This is a genomic window from Pseudomonas sp. WS 5410 (genome assembly GCF_012985645.1).
Classification (GTDB): Bacteria; Pseudomonadota; Gammaproteobacteria; order Pseudomonadales; family Pseudomonadaceae; genus Aquipseudomonas; species Aquipseudomonas shahriarae.
On the sequence record NZ_JAAQWS010000004.1, the window covers coordinates 20,714 to 38,907 of the forward strand.

Sequence of the window (18,194 nt, forward strand, 5' to 3'; positions counted from 1 at the left end):
TCAGTCACTGAAGATGTGACTGAACCACCGCTATAGCAGGCAAGCCAGCTCCCACATTTGATTGCATTTCAAGTTGATTAAGCCGTCCACGGCGACTGGCGAATCACTTCGACAAAGTTCATCGGCTTGAACCCCGGCTCCTGATCCACCAGCACATCGGTCTTCACGTTGCCAAACGTGGTCTGCGGGCGATGGCGCAACCCGTCGGCAAACGCGCAGATGATGCACTCCTTGAACCCTTCACCCCGTGGATGCGCATGCACCACCGCCTCGCGCTGCACGTGGGTAAACGCGGCGTAGTCCATGCCCAGCACGTCCATCTCTACGCCAGCGGTCACCAGGGCGACGGTAGGGCGCAGGTGCTTGGGCACGCCTGGCGTGGTGTGCAGGGCGATGGACAGCCATACTTGCTCGATATCGTCATCGCTCAAGCCATAGGGCTTGAGAAAGGCGGCGGCCGCGTTGGCGCCGTCCACTTCAAAACGCTCGTCATCGCTGCGGTGCCCGTCCATCAGGCCCAGGTCATGGAACATCGCGCCGACGTACAGCAGTTCCGGGTTATAGGCCATCTGCTTGCGCTCGCCGCTCAAGGCGCCAAACAGGAACACCCGGCGGGAGTGGTGGTAGAGCAGGTCGGATTCAATGTCGCGGATATATTCGGTGGTGGCCTTGGCCAGGGCGCTGTCGGGGATTTGGATGCCGGCGATGGTGGTGCTCATGGTCATGATCCTCAAAAAAGCGCGGGGTTGGCGCTGATGAGTGCAGTCTGATCGCCCAGTTGCCAGGCAACCACCGCCGCGGGGGCGCGATCCCGGCCAATGTGCCTTCATATCGCGCCATGGTTGTACACGATCCAATGTGGGAGCTGGCTTGTCTGCGATAGCATCGCCTCGGTACATCAGGTATACCCAGGTGATGCCATCGCAGACAAGCCAGCTCCCACAGGGTTTTGCGACAGTCCAGAGGAAGGTGTACCCATGCACAAGACCGTCGCGATCCTGATCTTTCCCGGCGTCCAGTCACTGGATGTGACCGGTCCCATGGATGTGTTCTGCGAGGCCAATCGCTTCCTGGCGCCGGAAGATCATTACCAACTCGAAGTCATCGGCCAGGTCCAGGGTCAGATCGCCTGCTCCAACGGCCTGTCATTGCAGGCCCACACCCATTACAGCGAAGCCCTGCAAGCCTATGACCTGCTGTTGGTCGCTGGCGGCCCGCAGTTGCCCTTCGAGGATTTCGGCCTGGCGTTCAATCAATGGCTGCAGGACGCCAGCGCCAGGGCCCGGCGCTTCGGTTCGATCTGTAACGGCGCCTTCATGCTGGCCCGGGCCGGATTGCTGGATGGCAAAACCGTTACCACCCACTGGAGCGATGCGGCTGATCTGGCGCGTCTGTGCCCCTCGACTCGGGTCGACGCCGACCGCCTCTACGTGCAGGACGGCAACCTCTACACGTCGGCCGGGGTCACGGCGGGTATCGACCTGTCGTTGTACCTGCTGGCCCAGGACCACGGCCCGGAAGTGGCCCTGAGCGTGGCCAAGCGCCTGGTGGTGTTTACCCAGCGCAGCGGCGGCCAATCGCAGTTCAGCCCGTTTCTCACGCCCCACGCCGAAGCCACCTCAGCCGTGGCACAGGTGCAGTTGTATGTGCTGGCGAACCTGACCGGCGACCTGGGCATTGCTGACCTGGCCCGCGCGGCCAATATGAGTGCGCGTAATTTCTCGCGGGTATTTGCCCGTGAAGCGCAGATCACCCCGGCGGAGTTTGTCGAGCGGGCGCGGGTGGATGCGGCGCGGGTGCTACTGGAAAGCAGCACGGCGCCGCTGAAGACCGTGGCCTACCAATGCGGCTTTCGCGACGCCCAGCACCTGCGCAGTGTGTTCAATCGCCGGCTGGGGGTGACGCCGCAGCAGTTCCGACTCAACTTTGCGGCGCCGGTTTGAGCTCCCACATGTTTAGTGTGTTTCTTCAGGGCTGTTGTGGGGGGCGGGCGGGCAACAGTTTGAGGGTGCCACGGGTATTGGCCTGGACCTCTTCTTCATCAAAATGCGCCTGTTCGTACCCGCCTTCGATATAGGTCTCGGCCTGATCGGCATAGTGCTTGTCGAATGGCACGCCGCTTTGGCCCACCGGGTTGATGGTCAGGGCGTGAGCGGCGTCGGCGAAGTCCACCAGGCGTCGGGTGGACGGGCCGTAAGTCACCGGCCACGGTGCCGGGCCAATGATTGCCGACAGGTTGTTCGGCACTTCGTGGCTGCCCGGTGCGGCAAACGGCCCGACATTGACGATCTGGTCCAGCGGCTGCTTGATGCCCAGTGGATGGCCGTGGGTCAGGGTATGGGCCTTGCCCCACTGCCATTGTGCCGGGTCGTCGCCGAAGGTGCTTTTCAGATGGGCCAGGCTGTTGTCCCAGGCGCGCTTGACGGTCGCGGCGCGCTGCCCGTTCCACCACGGCGAATCGGCAGTAGCGGCCAGGCGCGGCAAGGCGGCGTCGACCACACGGGTGGTGATCAGGGTCTTGAACATCTCGTCACCCAGCTTGGGACGAAAGGCCGCGTCGGTCAGGTCGTATAACAGTTGGTTGAACAGCGTGGCCGGGATCGACTCCACCGGGTAATCACCTTTCCACGCGGCCAACTGTTCCAGCAACTTGAGTTCGGCGGGATCCTTGACCACCTCGCGCAGCACCGGCAACAGCGGCGCCAGCAGGCGTGGCCCGTAGGCGGTGGTGGTGCCCAGTTGCAGGGCCTGGCTGTTGTCCAGGTCCCATTTGACCTGGTTGTCGCTCAATTGCGCGTTCAACTGTTGGCCACGGTCCGCCAGGTTGTAGTAGCCGGGGATCTGCATGCCAGTAGGTGACACCGGCTGGGCATTGGCCGAGACCACGTAGCCACGGGCCGGGTTTTCTTCCTGGGGGTTGGCGCTGAAGGGGTAGAAGCCCAGCTTGTCGGCCTGGGCGGTGCTGCCATCGAGGATGAATCCGGCGTTGGCCCCGGCCGGGCGGATCGGCAACTGCGCTGCAGCCCACCAGCCAATATCGCCCTTGGCATTGGCCCACACGATATTCAGCCCCGGCGCATGCACCTTGGCTACTGCCATGCGGGCCTTGGCCAGGGTGTCGGCGCGGTTGAGCTGGTAAAAGCCATCGAGGATCGGGTTTTCGGTATCGAGGAACGCCCACCACATGGCAATCGGCGTGGTGCCGGCATTGGCGCCGAGCACGTCGTTGATGATCGGGCCGTGGGGCGACTGGCGCAGGGTCAGCGTCACCGGGGCCTGGCCCTTGACCGCGATCTGTTGCTCGCTGGTCGTCATGTCGACCCACTGGTCGTGGTAGCGCACCTGGTTGGGGTTGTCCGGGTTGACCTGCTCGGCGATCAGGTCGAGGTCATCGTTCTGGAACATCGTCAGGCTCCAGCCGAACGCTTTGTTGTGGCCCAGGAACGCCACCGGCACCAGGGCGTTGTGATAACCGTAGAGTTCAAAGCCGGGCGCCGACAGGTGCGCCTCGTACCACACCGACGGCACCGAGAAGCGGATATGCGGGTCGCCCGCCAGCAACGGCTTGCCGCTCTTGGTGCGGTTGCCGCTGATGGCCCAGGCGTTGCTGCCTTCGAACTGCGGCAGGCCATTGTCGGCCAGGGCCTGCTCGCTGAGGCGGGCGATGGCACTCAAGCCCTGCCAGTCGGCGGCGGCCAGGCTCAGGTCGCCCTTGGGTTTCCAGTCGAGGTCAAACACCTTCAGGTAGTCGCTGCCCAGTTGGTCGCGCACGTAGGTCAGCAAGGGCTCTGTGCGAAAAGCTGCGGCAAAGCTGTAGGCCAGGTAGCCGGCGATGCTGATGGTGTCTTCGGCGGTGAACGGCCGCTTGGGGATGCCCAGCACGTCAAACTCCATGGGGCTGGCGTGGCGGTCCTGATATTGGTTGATCCCGTCCAGATAGGCTTGCAGGGCCTTCCAGTGCGGTGACTGGCGGTCCATCTGCGCCGCGTAGGTGGTGGCGCGCTCGCGGATGCGCAGGCTGCGGAACAGTTTGTCGGTGTCGAGCAACTTGGCGCCGAGCACCTCGGCCAGCTCACCGCGCGCCAGGCGGCGCATGATTTCCATCTGGAACAGGCGGTCCTGGGCGTGCACATACCCCAGGGCGCGATACAGGTCGGCCTCGTTCTCGGCGCGGATATGTGGCACCCCACGGTCGTCGTAGCGCACCGTCACCGAGCCTTGCAGGTTGGCCAGCTCCACCGTGCCCTGGCGGGTCGGTTGCTTGCTGTAGACGTACCAGCCAGCCCCGAGGGCGATCAACACCAGCAGGGCCGCGAGACCCGACAAGACGCGCTTCATGAACGATCCTTATTATTAGAAGTTGGGCTAGGAGCCTTTTGGCCAGGAACAATAGCAGCCCACCGCCAGGGTGTGGGTCGCATTCACCGCGCGGCCGCCGTTGAGCGCCTGCAGGATCGGTTCGATAAAGCTGTTGCTCGAATTACAGGTCAGGCCCTCGCTGTACGGGCCGAAATACGCCAGTTTGCCGTTGCGGTCCCAGATGCCTACCGCTGGGCTGGCGGGTACCTGGTCGGCGCCGGGCAGGGCGGTGATGATTTTCATCGCGCCGAGGTTCTCGGGCAGTTGGCCGTGGCTGCCGGCTTTTTGCAGGGCATAGAACTCCACGCCCTGGGGCGCGTATTGCTCGATCAGTTCGCTCAGGTGCTGCTGGTTGCCGACATTGCACGGGCAGGCCGGGTCCCAGAAGTGCACCAGGCGGATCGGGCCGGGCCCGGCGAGGTCGTCGGGCAGGCGCAGCAGGTCGCCGGAGAACACCGCCGTATGTTCGCTGAATGCCCGCAGGTAGCGGCCCTGGAACCAGTCATACGCGGCCCACAGCACGGCGGCGCAGATCAGCAGGATCAGGCTGGCGAGCAGGGCAGAGCGGTAGGGTTTTCGCATTCAGAACAATCCTCGACGGTGGCGTAGCTTGCCATGCTTGCCCTGACAGATGAATATCGCGACTCGATATTCATCTGTTCACTGCTGTGAAGCCCTAGTCTGGAAGTACTTATGCCCGTTACCTTTGACCCCGATCATCTGCGCGAAAGCTTGCGGCCCCTGGTGGACGCGCAGCCGCTTTCGGCTGAGGCCAGGGTCTACCAGCGCTTCTACGGGCTGGACCTCGCCGCGCGCAAAACCCCGGTGGCCAGCCGCCTGGGGCGCTTCGAAGTGGATGGGTTCGAGGTGGTCAGCCAGGTCTGGTGGCCGGCGCAACCTGTGGCAACACTGTTTATGTTCCACGGTTTCTACGACCACATGGGGTTGTACCGCAGCGTGGTGGAATGGGGGCTGGACCAGGGCTTCGTGGTGATTGCCTGCGATTTGCCGGGTCATGGCCTGTCCAGCGGTGAGCGCGCCAGTATCGACGACTTCGCGGTGTACCAGCATGTGGTGCAGGGCTTGTTCGCACAGGCCGACGCGCTGCAGCTGCCCAAGCCCTGGCATCTGTTCGGGCAAAGCACTGGCGGGGCGATTGTGGTGGACCATCTGCTCAACCAGGGCGCCAGCAGCCCGGCGCAAGGCCAGACCTTCCTGTTGTCGCCACTGGTGCGGCCGCGTGCCTGGGGTTGGTCGCAACTGAGCTATTACCTGCTCAAGCCGTTCGTCAAAGGCATCGCCCGACGTTTCAGCGATAACAGCAATGACCCGGCGTTCCGTCCGTTCCTCGAAGCCGATCCGCTACAGCCCCGGCAGTTGCCGACCGCCTGGGTGGGCGCGCTGGCGCGCTGGATCAAACGTATCGAGGCCGCGCCGCGCAGCACGCGGCGGCCCCTGATCGTGCAGGGCGAGGAGGATATGACGGTGGATTGGCAGCACAACCTGCAGGTGCTGCGCGGCAAGTTTGATCAGCCGCAGATCCTGATGTTGCCCAAGGGCCGGCATCATCTGGCCAATGAACTGCCGCAAATTCGCGAGGAATACTTCAAGTTCCTCAGCGACCATCTGACCTGACGCAATCAAATCTGGGAGCAGGCAAACCCGTTCGCAGATTGTTACGGGGCCAGGCTTGAAGTGCTTTGCCCCACCGCCAGCCCGGCGCGGATCGCCGCCAGTGCCGCCTGGTAGTAAGCCTTGCCTTCTGGCGATTCGGCAAAGGTGGCGAACTCTTCCAGCTCCGGGTCCGACAGATCCCGATAGACGTACAGCAAAGTGTTGTTCAGGTCATTGCCGATCTGCTGCATCAAGCGCTCGCGCTGGCCGTTGAGCATGCTTTGCGCCTGACCGCCGCCCAACAGGCCGGGGATCATCTGGCTCAGGCTGTCTGCGGCCACGCCGGCAATCGCCAGGCTGACCTCGGCCCCGGCTTCGCGGGCGGGCAGGGCCTGGGCCAGGTGACCGATGATCAGGCTGCGGGTGGCGTCGGCCTGGATCTGCGGCAAACCCTGGGCGTTCTTGGCCAACTGGTCACGGCGGGTCGCCAGTAACTCGGCGGCGACAATCTTGCGCCCCAGCGGCGATTGGAAAAACGCCAGCGCCGGTTTGGGGTCCGCCAGGTTCTGGCGCAACTGGGCTTCGGCGCGCTGATCCATGGCCTTGGGGGCGAAGCGTTTATTGCTGTTGTCCACCAGCGCCTGGTACACCGCCGGCGGCAAGCTGTTGCGGTAGCGCTGCTGGGCAGCACTCAAGGCGTCATTAAAATGCGCGCGTTGTTCCGGCCAGCCGGCGACCGCATACAACTGGTCATGGCTGTCTGCCCAGGCGGGCAATACGCAGAACATCAGCAAGGATAAAAACAAACGACGCATAGGGACTCCTGTCAGTCGGCCACTATTGTCCGTGTCGGGCGTAGGATTTGTCGAGAAGTCCTATCAGTCACCTGACTAAAGTGTGTTTAGGCGCTAGGCGGCGCTGTCGGTTTGCCAGGCGTATGGATACTATGCGCGCCATGCAAATATCCCCTGATGACCCGCTGCTGCTACGCATTGTCGACGACCTGGCCGTGAAGGGCTGGTCGCAGCAGAACATCTTCCTGCCAGAGGCTCTGACCCTGGAACTGGCGGCTGAGTGCCATAAACGTGCCGCTGAAGGTGAATTGGCACCGGCCGCTGTCGGACGCGGCCCGGCCCAGGAGATTCGCGAGGGGATCCGTGGCGACCATATCCAGTGGCTGGAGCCCGGCCAGGCAGCTATCTGTGACCGCTATCTGGCGTTGATGGACAGCCTGCGGCTGGCGATGAACCGTGGGCTGTTCCTCGGCCTGGAAGAGTTCGAATGCCACTTCGCCATGTACCCGCCGGGGGCGTTTTACCTCAAGCACCTCGACCGTTTTCGCGACGATGACCGGCGCATGGTCTCGGCGGTGGTCTACCTGAACCAGGACTGGCTGCCCGAGCACGGCGGCCAGTTACGCATGTACCTCAAGGACGGCGTTGAGCACGATGTGGACCCCGCCGGCGGTTGCCTGGTGGTGTTCCTGTCGGGGGAAGTGCCCCATGAAGTCCTGCCTGCCCACCGCGAACGCTTGTCCCTGACCGGCTGGTTTCGCCGGCGGGGCAACGAGCCGTTTTGAGCATGCAAAAGATTCTGGTCAGCCGCTGCCTGCTGGGGCATCGCGTACGTTACGACGGTGGGACCAGCGGGCCGTTTGACCAACTTGCGACCTGGCAAGCCGAGGGCCGAGTGGTCGCGGTGTGTCCGGAAGTGGCCGGTGGCCTGCCTACCCCACGGCCATCTGCCGAGATTCCGGGCGGGCAGGGCATGGATGTGTGGGAAGGCCGCGCCCAAGTGTTGACCGCCAATGGCGAGGACTTCAGCGAAGCCTTCCTTGACGGCGCGCGCCAGGCCCTGGCTTTGGTGCAGCTTCATGGCATCCGCATCGCCGTACTCAAGGCCAACAGCCCGTCATGCGGCAACCTGCTGACGTATGACGGCACCTTCAGTGGGGTGAAAGTCACGGGCGAAGGCGTGACGGCGGCGTTGCTCAAGCGCCATGGGGTACTGGTGTTCAGCGAGCTGGAGCTGGTTGAGGCGGCTGCCGCACTGGACCAGCTCTCAAACCCCGCTTAAATCCCATGTAGGACCAGCCTTTTGTGGGAGCGGGCTTGCTCGCGAATGCGGTTTATCAGTGCCAGATTTGTTGACTGACACACCGCTTTCGCGAGCAAGCCCGCTCCCACACAAGCCCGCTCTCACACAAACCTGGCCCCACATTGGTTATTTGGCGGGTTTGCTGGTATCTGCCTCAAACCACTTTTCCGACAGCGCCGTCAGCCGCCCATCGGCCTTGATCCGCTCCAGTGCCTTGTCCAGGCTCGATTTGAACGCCGGGTTGCCCTTCTGGAAGGGGATGGCCAGGGTCAACGTGGCCTTGGCATCGACACGGCTGCGCAAATCCACGCCCGCGGTGGGCTTGGCGGCAAATTGACTGCTGGTGAGTGTATTCAGGCCGCTCAACAGGGGTTTTTGCTGCTTGTTAGCAAGCATCTGGGCATTGGCATAGCTATAAGGCGCGCTGAAATCGAAACGATCCTGCAGTTCAGGAGTCACAGCGATGTGGTTGATCGCCACGTCGTACTTGCCGCTTTCCACGCCGGGCAGCAAGTCGCTGTCGTCGGTGGTGATAAAGGAGGCGCGTACGTCCATTTCCCGAGCCAGTAACTCACCCAGTTCCACTTCAAAACCGGTGAGTTTGTCGCCTTCCTTGAAGTTGAAGGGCGGCGTGTCCGCTTCCAGGGCAATGCGCAGCTCCCCACGGTCAAACACGTCGTCGAACAGTTCGGCGTGAGCCAGGGGGCTCAGCAAAGGCAGCACAAGTAACAGGCCAGGCAGAAAACGCATGGTCACTCCTAAAGAATTCGAAGGTGCGAGACGCGGTTAAGGCTCGCTTTGCTATGGTGTCGAGTGCCTTGGACAACGTTTCGTCACTAAGTTGTCATAACCCTACAGATTTCACAGAAAAACTGGAGAAGTTAATGAAAACCATTTTGTCTCGTGCAACCCTGGCCAGCCTGCTGCTGGGGGCTTCAATGCTGGCGTCTGCCGCAGATATCCCACGTACACCGGCGCCAAAGGGTGCTGAAGTGTTCATTGTTTCACCCAAGGATGGTGCTACGGTCGATAAGACCTTCACCGTCGAGTTCGGCATCAAAGGCATGGACCTGGAACCCATCGACAAACAGGTGCCAGGCGCAGGCCATCACCACCTGCTGGTCGACCAGACCCAATTGCCTGACCCAAGCCAGCCGATTCCGTGATCCACTTCGGCAAGGCGCAAACCAAGACCGAGCTGACCCTGGCCCCAGGCAAGCACACCCTGCAACTGGTGGCGGGCGATAACCTGCATCGTCAGTTCGAGCCTACTGTAGCCTCAAAAGTGATCACCGTTACCGTCAAGTAAGATTTGTTCAGACGAAAAAAAGGGAGCCCCGAGGGGCTCCCTTTTTCGTACACGCTTGAAACCTTAGAACAACACGCGGCTACGAATAGTGCCGCTGATGTGCTGCAGCTTCTCTTGCGCCAGGTCCGAGTACTCGGCGTCGACGTCGATCACCACGTAGCCGACCTTCTCGTTGGTCTGCAGGAACTGACCGGAGATGTTGATGCCGTTTTCCGCGAAAACCTTGTTGATCTCCATCATCACACCCGGGATGTTCTGGTGGATGTGCAGCAGGCGGTGCTTGCCAGGGTGAGCCGGCAGGGCCACTTCCGGGAAGTTGACCGAGGACACCGACGTACCGTTGTCGCTGTACTTGACCAGCTTCTCTGCCACTTCCAGGCCGATGTTGGCCTGGGCTTCAGCGGTGGAGCCGCCGATGTGCGGGGTCAGGATCACGTTGTCCAGGCCGCGCAGCGGGCTTTCGAAGATGTCGTCGTTGGAGCGTGGCTCCAACGGGAACACGTCGATGGCGGCGCCGATCAGGTGCTTGTCCTTGATCGCGTCGGCCAGGGCATCCAGCTCGACCACGGTGCCGCGCGCGGCGTTGATCAGGATCCCGCCCTTCTTGATGGCGCGGATTTCTTTCTCGCTGATCATCCACTGGGTCTCAGCGGTTTCCGGCACGTGCAGGGTAACGATGTCGGACATGCCCAGCAGTTCGGTCAGGCTCGACACCTGGGTGGCGTTGCCCAACGGCAGCTTGGTCAGGGTGTCGTAGAAGAACACCTGCATGCCCAGGCCTTCAGCCAGTACCGACAGTTGGGTACCAATGGAGCCGTAGCCGACGATACCCAGCTTCTTGCCGCGGATTTCGAAGGAGTTGGCCGCGCTCTTGATCCAGCCGCCACGGTGGCAGGAAGCGTTCTTCTCAGGGATACCGCGCAACAGCAGGATGGCTTCCGCCAACACCAGCTCCGCCACGGAACGGGTGTTGGAGTACGGGGCGTTGAACACCGCGATACCGCGCTCGCGCGCTGCATTGAGGTCGACCTGGTTGGTGCCGATGCAGAAACAGCCGACCGCCACCAACTTCTTGGCGTGGTCGAAGATCTCTTCGGTCAACTGGGTGCGGGAGCGAATGCCGATAAAGTGCGCGTCGGCGATCTTTTCCTTGAGCTGGGATTCCGGCAGAGAACTGGTGATGTACTCAATGCTGGTGTACCCGGCGGCCTTTAGGACGTCGACGGCCGATGGGTGGACGCCTTCCAGAAGAAGGAACTTGATCTTGCTCTTATCGAGAGAAGTCTTGCTCATCTGCGTAAACCTGTATCCCGGAGAAAAATGGCAGGGAATCGGATCGCTTAAGCTGACCCGGACGGCAGGAAAGCCGTCACCGCAGAAACGCCCTTGGGCTCTGTCCTGCGGGGGCGGTATGCTAGCATACGCGCCCCGCTAAACACTCATTCCTGCGACGTGAAGCGTTCTCAGGATGACCATGAATTGTTCGAGAGTTCTGTCGATGACCCATCCTGCCCTGATTGATGAGCTAAAGACCCTGGTTGAGCCCGGCAAAGTGCTGACCGATGCCGACTCCCTGGAGGCTTACGGCAAGGATTGGACCAAGCACTTCGCCCCCGCCCCGACCGCTATCGTCTTCCCCAAGACCATTGAACAGGTGCAGGCCATTGTCCGCTGGGCCAACACGCACAAGGTGGCGCTGGTGCCATCCGGTGGGCGTACCGGTCTGTCGGCGGCCGCCGTGGCGGCCAATGGCGAAGTGGTGGTGTCGTTCGACTATATGAACCAGATCCTCGACGTGAACCTCACCGATCGCACCGCCGTGTGCCAGCCGGGTGTGGTCACCAAGCAGTTGCAGAACGTCGCCGAAGAAAACGGCCTGTACTACCCGGTGGACTTCGCCTCGTCCGGTTCCAGTCAGATTGGCGGCAATATCGGCACCAATGCCGGCGGGATCAAGGTCATTCGCTACGGCATGACCCGCAACTGGGTGGCGGGCATGAAGGTCGTCACCGGCAAGGGCGATGTGCTGGAACTGAACCGCGACTTGATCAAGAACGCCACCGGCTATGACATGCGCCAGCTGTTTATCGGCGCCGAAGGCACCCTGGGCTTTGTGGTCGAAGCCACCATGCGCCTGGACCGGGCGCCGAAAAACCTCACCGCCATGGTGTTGGGCACTGCTGACTTCGACTCGATCATGCCGGTACTGCACGCGTTCCAGAGCAAGCTGGACCTGACCGCCTTTGAGTTCTTTTCCGACAAGGCATTGGCCAAAGTCCTCGGCCGTGGCGATGTGCCGGCGCCGTTCGACACCGAGTGCCCTTTCTACGCCCTGCTGGAATTCGAAGCCACTACCGAAGAAGTGGCCAACCACGCCCTGGAAACCTTCGAACACTGCGTCGAGCAGGGCTGGGTGCTGGATGGCGTGATGAGCCAGAGCGAAACCCAGTTGCACAACCTGTGGAAGCTGCGCGAGTACATCTCCGAGACCATCTCCCACTGGACGCCGTACAAGAACGACATCTCGGTCACCGTGTCGAAAGTGCCGGCATTTCTCAAGGAAATCGACGCGATCGTCGGCGAACACTACCCAGACTTCGAAATTGTCTGGTTCGGCCATATCGGTGACGGTAACTTGCACTTGAATATCCTCAAGCCGCAAAACCTGTCCAAGGACGAGTTCTTCGCCAAGTGCGCCACCGTCAACAAGTGGGTGTTCGAGACCGTCGAGAAGTACAACGGCTCGATCTCCGCCGAGCATGGCGTGGGCATGACCAAGCGCGACTACCTGACGTACAGCCGTTCCCCGGTTGAAATCGAATATATGAAGGCAGTGAAAGCGGTGTTCGACCCGAACGGGATCATGAACCCGGGCAAGATCTTCGCTGTTTAACCATCACGAAAGAGGAAGCGGGCCATGAGCTATCAGCACAAGTACGTCGACGGCACCAACATCCACTTTCCACTGGGTAAAGTGGTCTGCATCGGGCGCAACTACGCCGAACACGCGAAGGAACTGGATAACCCGGTGCCGACCGAGCCTCTGCTGTTTATCAAGCCGGGCAGTTGCGTGGTGCCGTTGGAAGGCGGCTTTGCCATTCCAGCCGAGCGCGGTTCGGTGCATTACGAAGCGGAAATCGCGGTGCTGATCGGCAAACCCCTGTCGAAAACCCCGAGCCGTGAAGAAGTGCTGGACGCCATCTCCGGCTTCGCCCCGGCCCTGGACCTGACCTTGCGCGACAAGCAGGCCGAACTCAAGGCCAAGGGCCTGCCGTGGGAAATCGCCAAGTCCTTCGACGGCGCGGCGGTCATTGCCCCGTTCGTGGTGGGCAGCACCTTCCCGGACTTTACCGATATCGGCATTCGCCTGACCATCAATGGCCAGGTGCGCCAGGACGGTAACAGCGCGCAGATGCTCAACCCGATCGTGCCGATGATCCAGCACATGGCCGGTTGCTTCTCGCTGCAGGCCGGGGATGTGATCCTGACCGGCACCCCTGTGGGCGTGGGCCCGCTGCAAGTGGGTGACGAACTGGTGCTGGAATTGCCGGGTGTCAGTCGCTTCGAAAGCGCCGTACGCTAACCCCATCTCTCTGTAGGAGCCGGCTTGTGTGGGAGCTGGCTTGCCTGCGATAGCATCACCGCGGTGTGCCTGATACACCACGGTGCTTGCATCGCGGGCAAGCCCGGCTCCCACACAAGCCCGTACACAGATTATTTGTGCGTGCTGCGCACATCGGGGTTTTGCATTTTTTTCACACGCCATCCGGATAATCCTCGGCCATATGGCACCCAGGCGCTCTGAGCCCTGGGCCATCACCGACAGCCGATTATCTGGAATGCCTCCATGGCCGTACCCCTTTCTTCTGCGAATCCCACCCCGCGCCCGCGCCTGAATATGCGCTGGTACTCCTGGCTGTTGCTGGCCGGGGTGATCATGTATGGGGTTTCCTGGTTGATGCACTGGGATGACCGGGGCGCGTTATGGGTGTTGGAGCGCTTTGAAAGCCCGGTCGAACGCCGAGAAAGCGTCTGGCTTCCGGATTACCAGGCGGTGATCGACGCCAAGCCATTGCCCGGCATGGAAAAGGACGAAGCGTCGGACCTGGCCTACAACCCGCAGACCAAAACCTTATTCGCAGTGATGGGGCGCAACCCGTTCCTGGTGGAACTCAGCCTGCAGGGCGATGTGCTGCGCAAGATTCCCCTGGTGGGCTGGAGCAACCCGGAAGGCGTGACGGTCATGGAAAACGGCGTGCTGGGCATCGTGGATGAGCGCAGGCACAACGTGACGCTGGTCAAGGTGGATGCCGACACGCGCCAACTGGCTTTCGCCGACTTCCCAAGCTACGACCTGGGCCCCTCCGAGAACCAGAACAAGGCATTCGAGGCCATTACCTGGGACAAACGCAATCAACAGCTGGTGCTGGGTATCGAGCGTCCGGCGCAGTTGTTTACCTGGGCCAGCGACGGCGGCCAGGTCCTGGCGGGCGACAAGCAGAAGTTGCCCAGCTCCGAACTGGATATCCGCAACCTCTCGGCCTTGAGTGTCGATCCGCGTACCGGCCACCTGTTGGTGCTGTCCGCCGACTCTCATCTGCTGCTGGAGCTGGACGAAAAGGGTCAACAGGTCAGCTTCATGACCGTGCTGGGCGGCTTCAATGGCCTGAAAAACACGATCCCCCGCGCCGAAGGCGTGACCATGGACGAAAACGGCACGCTGTACATGGTCAGCGAGCCCAATCTGTTTTATCGGTTCGATAAGCAGAAATAGCCGACTAATACGTCGGACTCTTCTCTATGCGCGGCATTCCCCAGACATTGAGCTGCGTTTAAGTTTAAATTCAGACGGCTGTGATATTCATTTGCCAGTTTTGACTTTGAGCCAGCCCCCATGCGCCGATTTGCCCGCCCCAAACCTGCCCTTCTTATTCTGTTGCTGATCGCCCTGGTTGCCGTGGGCGTGGTCGCCCAGCAGTTTCGATTATTCGAGCGCGCCTGGTTCAACTGGCAGACCTGGCGCCAGCCGCTGGATGAACGCTCCATTGGCCTGGCGGACTATGAGGTGGTGCTGGAAGCCCAGGTGATTGAGGGCCTGGATGATGATGTCTCGGCGCTGACCTACGACCCGGTGCGCAAGAGCCTGTTTACCGTGACCAATCAAAACGCCGAACTGGTTGAACTGTCCCTGGACGGCAAGATCCTGCGGCGTATCAACCTGGTGGGGTTTGGCGATGCCGAAGCGGTGGAGTTCATCAGCGAGAACACCTATGTGGTCAGCGATGAGCGTCAGCAGCGGCTGATCAAGATTCACCTGGAGGACGACACGCAGTTTCTCGACGCGGCCGAGGCCGAGCAGATGACCCTGGGTGTGCACCTGAAGGGCAATAAAGGCTTTGAAGGGCTGGCCTATGACTCGGTGGGCAAGCGCCTGTTTGTCGCCAAGGAGCGGGACCCGATGTTGATCTACGAAGTGCACGGCTTTCCCCATTTCAAACCGGAAAAAACCTACTCGGTCCACGTAGTCAACAACCCCCGACGCGATGCCGGGCTGTTTGTACGCGACCTGTCCAGCCTGCAATACGACGAGCGCAGCGGCCATTTACTGGCGCTGTCCGATGAGTCGTACCTGGTGCTGGAGCTGGATATCGACGGTCGTCCCTTGAGCAGCTTGTCGCTGCTCAAGGGGCGCAATGGCTTGAAAAAACGCGTGCCCCAAGCCGAGGGTATCGCCATGGATGACGATGGCACGTTGTACCTGGTGAGTGAGCCGAACCTGTTCTATGTCTTCAAGAAAAAGCCCGAGCAGCGGTAGACGCGGATCAGAACATCCACTGCACACCCAGCGAATAGCCGGTCTGGCTGCCTTCGGCATGGCCCAGGCGGCCGTTCACTTCGGCGTACACCCCAAGCTGCGGGGTGATCGCCAATTGGCTGCCGACCTGCGCGCGGCCGAAACTCTTGTCCACTGAACCCAGGCGTGCGGTGCGGGCCTGGCCGTCGGCGCGGGCGGTCAGCTCGAGATCGTCGAGGCGGCCGTCGGCCAATTCCTTGACCCAGGCGATGTCGCCGTAGGGCATCAGGCTCAGGCCGTAAGGCAGGGCCACGGCACCGCGCACACGCCAGCCGAGGCTGGCTTCCAGGGAGTCGAAGGATTGCTCTTCATATTCGAGGGCGGTGCGCAGGTTCTGCTTCTCGTGGAACTTGTCGATGCGCGAGTGGCTGTAATCGAGCCCGGCAAACGGTCCGGTCTTGATCGCGCCCAGATCGAAGTCATAACCGCCGAGCACTCGGGCACCCAGGGACAGGGCGTCGGTCTCGCCAGTCAGTTGCTGGTTAAGCAGCACGGGGCCACCATTGGCCTGGATCAGCAGGTTGCGTTTTGAGTCGAAGCTGCTGTGGCCCACGCTCAGGTCGCCGGCCAGCCAGGTCGGGCCGCCATCGTTCAACAGGGCGTAGACCGCAGCTTGCCAGGTGTCGCTTTGCAGCTTGCCACGGTGTTCCAGCTTGTCGCGGCCGTTGAGGTAGCTGAGGCTGGCGCCGATGTTCAGGCTGCTGCTCAGTTGATAGTCGCCCAGGGCATGCAGGCCCAGGCGCCGGGCCTCGGGGTTGGGGGCGGTGTCGAAGCCGCTGTCCGGGTTGTATTCGCCGTCTACGCCGATCTCGCCATCGAAACTGCCCACTTCACGGCTGACCGATTGCAGGGTCAGCCAGCGCCGGTCATGCAGGCGCACCATGGCTTGGTGCTGGCGCTGCAGGTTGTCCTGCATATTGCGCGCAACCGCGCCGCCCGAGCTGGTGGAAGCCATCAAGTCGGCATTGGTCAGCTCCAGCACCAGGCGGCTGAGCAGGCGCGAATAGTCGCGCAGGCGCTGGTCGATGCGTTCCTGGCCGAAGGCGTTGGTCAGGACCGTCTTGTTGTCTTCGGTGGGGTCGTGCCAGGTCGAGCCGCCGGGGATCGCCGGGTTGTCGGTCTGGGTGTAGCCGTCCAGGGCACCCAGTTCCCAGTTGGTGGCTTCCACATACAGGATTGGGATATTGAGCCCCTCGAAGGCTTCGCCGTCACTGCAACAGCCAGTGCCGGCGGGGTATTGCGCGTCCAGGCCGGGGTTGGTGAACAGGTTGATGTTCAGCTCCTTGGCGATCTGGAAGGTGTGCTCGCGCAATGAGGCGAGGGCCGGGTTGGCGGTGCTGTTTTGGCCGGCGTGGGCGTACATCATGTCGCCGGTGATCAGGCTGTCGAGGTTGATCATGGCCAGCATATTGGCGCGCTGGCTGGCGCTCAACGAATCGACAAACGCCTTGGAGCCACGCAAGCCTTCCTCTTCGGCGCCGAAGCCGACGATCTGCAAGCCGTTTTCCAGTTGCAGGCCGCCAAGGTTCTTCGCTACTTCGGTCAGCACGCTGGCGCCGGAACCGTTGTCGTCCAGGCCTTGCAGGGCCGGGCGGCCGAAGTAGGTATCGAAGTGCGCGCCAATCACCACGTACTGCGGTTTGGTGCCGGCGGCGTAGGCCACCACGTTCTGCGAGGCGCGGCTGCCGCCATTCCAGGTGAAATCCTGGCGGCTGATGTCATAGGCGCTGCCCATCTGGCTCTGCATCCAGTCGGCGGCCCCGGCGAAGTTGGCCGTGCCGCGATAGCGGCCGGGGTAGTCGGTGATCAGCTTTTCCAGGGTGACATTGGCGTGCTCGCCATAGTCGTAGGCATGGGATTGAGTCGACAGCAGGGCACAGGCAACGCTGACAGCGAGGGCTAGGGGCTTGATCACAAGGTCTTCCTTGAGGTGGTTGAGGGAGTGGCTCGGCGGGACCGATTGCACAATGCGCGCCTCATTCCATGGGGCAAGCGCGAATTGGCGCGTTGTTGGAAGTGGGGGTCGCCTGGCTATAAGTTGTAACGGATTTGATACCAGATGCGGCGGGGGCTGCCGTGACCTGGCGCACAGATTGGGGCAAGCGGGGGAGGGGTTGCTGCGAAAAGTAGCGTTTTTGTTACATGTCCATCGGATGGAGCGCGGTCAAAAATGTGGGAGCGGGCTTGCTCGCGAATGCGGTGTGTCAGCTAGCAAAATCGGTGACTGGCACACCGTATTCGCGAGCAAACCCGCTCCCACAGGGGTTCTGTGTGTACTTAGGCCTTGAGGGTCTTCACGCCTTCACGGGTCCCCAGCAGCAGCACATCCGCAGGCCGTGCCGCAAACAAGCCATTGGTGACCACACCGACGATGGCATTGATCTGGGTCTCCAGCTCCACCGGGTTGGTGATCTGCATGTTGAACACGTCGAGGATGATGTTGCCGTTATCGGTCAGCACACCTTCGCGGTACACCGGGTCGCCGCCCAGTTTCACCAGCTCGCGAGCCACGTGGCTGCGGGCCATGGGGATCACTTCGACGGGCAGCGGGAAGTTGCCCAGTACCGGCACCAGCTTGCTGGCGTCGGCGATGCAGATAAAGGTCTTGGCCACGGCCGCGACGATTTTCTCGCGGGTCAGGGCTGCGCCGCCGCCCTTGATCAGGTTCAGGTGCTCGTCGCTTTCATCGGCGCCGTCGACGTAGAACTCCAGGTCGCTCACGGTATTGAGTTCGTACACCGGAATGCCATGGCCCTTGAGGCGCGCGGCGGTGGCTTCGGAGCTGGCCACGGCGCCGTCGAATGCGCCCTTGTGCAAGGCCAGCGCGTCAATGAAGCAATTGGCGGTGGAGCCGGTGCCGACGCCGACGATGCTTTTATCGTCGAGTTTAGGAAGGATTAAATCGACGGCGGCCTGGGCCACTGCCTGTTTGAGTTGATCCTGGGTCATGCGGGCTCCGGA

General features: G+C 61.8%; 16 protein-coding genes and 1 pseudogene. 9 read left to right on the forward strand and 8 right to left on the reverse strand.

The features are described 5' to 3' along the window. Positions 1–77: 77 nt before the first annotated feature. Positions 78–719 carry an HD domain-containing protein gene (locus HBO24_RS07685; protein ID WP_057960922.1) on the reverse strand — a complete coding sequence of 214 codons (642 nt, stop codon included), beginning with the start codon at positions 717–719 and terminating at the stop codon, positions 78–80. A 258-nt stretch (positions 720–977) separates the two neighbouring features. Between HBO24_RS07685 and HBO24_RS07690 the strand changes: the two genes are divergently transcribed. Continuing rightward, a complete protein-coding gene (locus HBO24_RS07690; RefSeq protein ID WP_115129231.1) occupies positions 978–1,943 on the forward strand; it encodes a GlxA family transcriptional regulator in 966 nt (321 codons plus the stop codon). Positions 1,944–1,968: 25 nt separating this feature from the next. Here the strand turns inward: HBO24_RS07690 and HBO24_RS07695 are convergent, their stop codons facing one another. Together HBO24_RS07695 and HBO24_RS07700 are read right to left on the reverse strand one after the other, a co-directional pair. Next, positions 1,969–4,338: a penicillin acylase family protein gene (locus HBO24_RS07695; protein WP_170059520.1), complete on the reverse strand. Its 2,370-nt coding sequence runs from the start codon at positions 4,336–4,338 to the stop codon at positions 1,969–1,971. 27 nt (positions 4,339–4,365) lie between these two features. Next, entirely contained in the window at positions 4,366–4,941 is a 576-nt protein-coding gene (locus HBO24_RS07700) for a DUF6436 domain-containing protein (RefSeq protein ID WP_057440424.1), read from the reverse strand. 111 nt (positions 4,942–5,052) lie between these two features. Here HBO24_RS07700 and HBO24_RS07705 point away from each other — a divergent pair, with 111 nt between their 5' ends. Continuing rightward, entirely contained in the window at positions 5,053–5,994 is a 942-nt protein-coding gene (locus HBO24_RS07705; protein ID WP_170059521.1) for an alpha/beta hydrolase, read from the forward strand. A 41-nt stretch (positions 5,995–6,035) separates the two neighbouring features. Here the strand turns inward: HBO24_RS07705 and HBO24_RS07710 are convergent, their stop codons facing one another. Next, positions 6,036–6,788 carry a DUF2059 domain-containing protein gene (locus HBO24_RS07710; RefSeq protein ID WP_057440422.1) on the reverse strand — a complete coding sequence of 251 codons (753 nt, stop codon included), beginning with the start codon at positions 6,786–6,788 and terminating at the stop codon, positions 6,036–6,038. Between the two features lie 131 nt (positions 6,789–6,919). On the opposite strand from HBO24_RS07710, the gene HBO24_RS07715 reads away from it, so the two are divergent. Then, entirely contained in the window at positions 6,920–7,552 is a 633-nt protein-coding gene (locus HBO24_RS07715; protein WP_057440421.1) for a 2OG-Fe(II) oxygenase, read from the forward strand. Positions 7,553–7,554: 2 nt separating this feature from the next. Continuing rightward, positions 7,555–8,049 carry a DUF523 domain-containing protein gene (locus HBO24_RS07720; RefSeq protein ID WP_170059522.1) on the forward strand — a complete coding sequence of 165 codons (495 nt, stop codon included), beginning with the start codon at positions 7,555–7,557 and terminating at the stop codon, positions 8,047–8,049. 147 nt (positions 8,050–8,196) lie between these two features. Here HBO24_RS07720 and HBO24_RS07725 read toward each other — a convergent pair whose 3' ends face one another. Continuing rightward, positions 8,197–8,820, reverse strand: a complete 624-nt coding sequence (locus tag HBO24_RS07725; RefSeq protein WP_115129227.1) for a transporter substrate-binding domain-containing protein — start codon at positions 8,818–8,820, stop codon at positions 8,197–8,199. Between the two features lie 134 nt (positions 8,821–8,954). Here HBO24_RS07725 and HBO24_RS07730 point away from each other — a divergent pair. Further along, positions 8,955–9,379 (forward strand): annotated as a pseudogene (locus HBO24_RS07730) (DUF4399 domain-containing protein). 63 nt (positions 9,380–9,442) lie between these two features. Here HBO24_RS07730 and serA read toward each other — a convergent pair. Beyond that, positions 9,443–10,672: a phosphoglycerate dehydrogenase gene (serA, locus tag HBO24_RS07735; protein WP_170059523.1), complete on the reverse strand. Its 1,230-nt coding sequence runs from the start codon at positions 10,670–10,672 to the stop codon at positions 9,443–9,445. A 205-nt stretch (positions 10,673–10,877) separates the two neighbouring features. On the opposite strand from serA, the gene HBO24_RS07740 reads away from it, so the two are divergent. The 4 genes from HBO24_RS07740 (at position 10,878) to HBO24_RS07755 (ending at position 15,194) form a co-directional block, all read left to right on the forward strand. Continuing rightward, positions 10,878–12,272 (forward strand): FAD-binding oxidoreductase, encoded by a 1,395-nt coding sequence (locus HBO24_RS07740; RefSeq protein WP_057960917.1) that lies wholly within the window; start codon positions 10,878–10,880, stop codon positions 12,270–12,272. A gap of 24 nt (positions 12,273–12,296) precedes the next feature. Further along, positions 12,297–12,962 carry a fumarylacetoacetate hydrolase family protein gene (locus HBO24_RS07745; protein WP_057440416.1) on the forward strand — a complete coding sequence of 222 codons (666 nt, stop codon included), beginning with the start codon at positions 12,297–12,299 and terminating at the stop codon, positions 12,960–12,962. Between the two features lie 264 nt (positions 12,963–13,226). Next, complete coding sequence (locus HBO24_RS07750) at positions 13,227–14,153, forward strand: SdiA-regulated domain-containing protein (protein WP_170044515.1); 927 nt, start codon at positions 13,227–13,229, stop codon at positions 14,151–14,153. Positions 14,154–14,273: 120 nt separating this feature from the next. Beyond that, positions 14,274–15,194 carry an SdiA-regulated domain-containing protein gene (locus HBO24_RS07755; protein WP_057960915.1) on the forward strand — a complete coding sequence of 307 codons (921 nt, stop codon included), beginning with the start codon at positions 14,274–14,276 and terminating at the stop codon, positions 15,192–15,194. 7 nt (positions 15,195–15,201) lie between these two features. Here HBO24_RS07755 and HBO24_RS07760 read toward each other — a convergent pair whose 3' ends face one another. Both HBO24_RS07760 and rpiA read right to left on the reverse strand, forming a co-directional pair. Beyond that, positions 15,202–17,148, reverse strand: coding sequence for an autotransporter domain-containing protein (locus tag HBO24_RS07760; protein WP_170059524.1), 1,947 nt, complete (start codon positions 17,146–17,148; stop codon positions 15,202–15,204). Positions 17,149–17,510: 362 nt separating this feature from the next. Then, positions 17,511–18,182, reverse strand: a complete 672-nt coding sequence (gene rpiA, locus HBO24_RS07765; RefSeq protein WP_057960913.1) for a ribose-5-phosphate isomerase RpiA — start codon at positions 18,180–18,182, stop codon at positions 17,511–17,513. Positions 18,183–18,194: the final 12 nt, after the last annotated feature.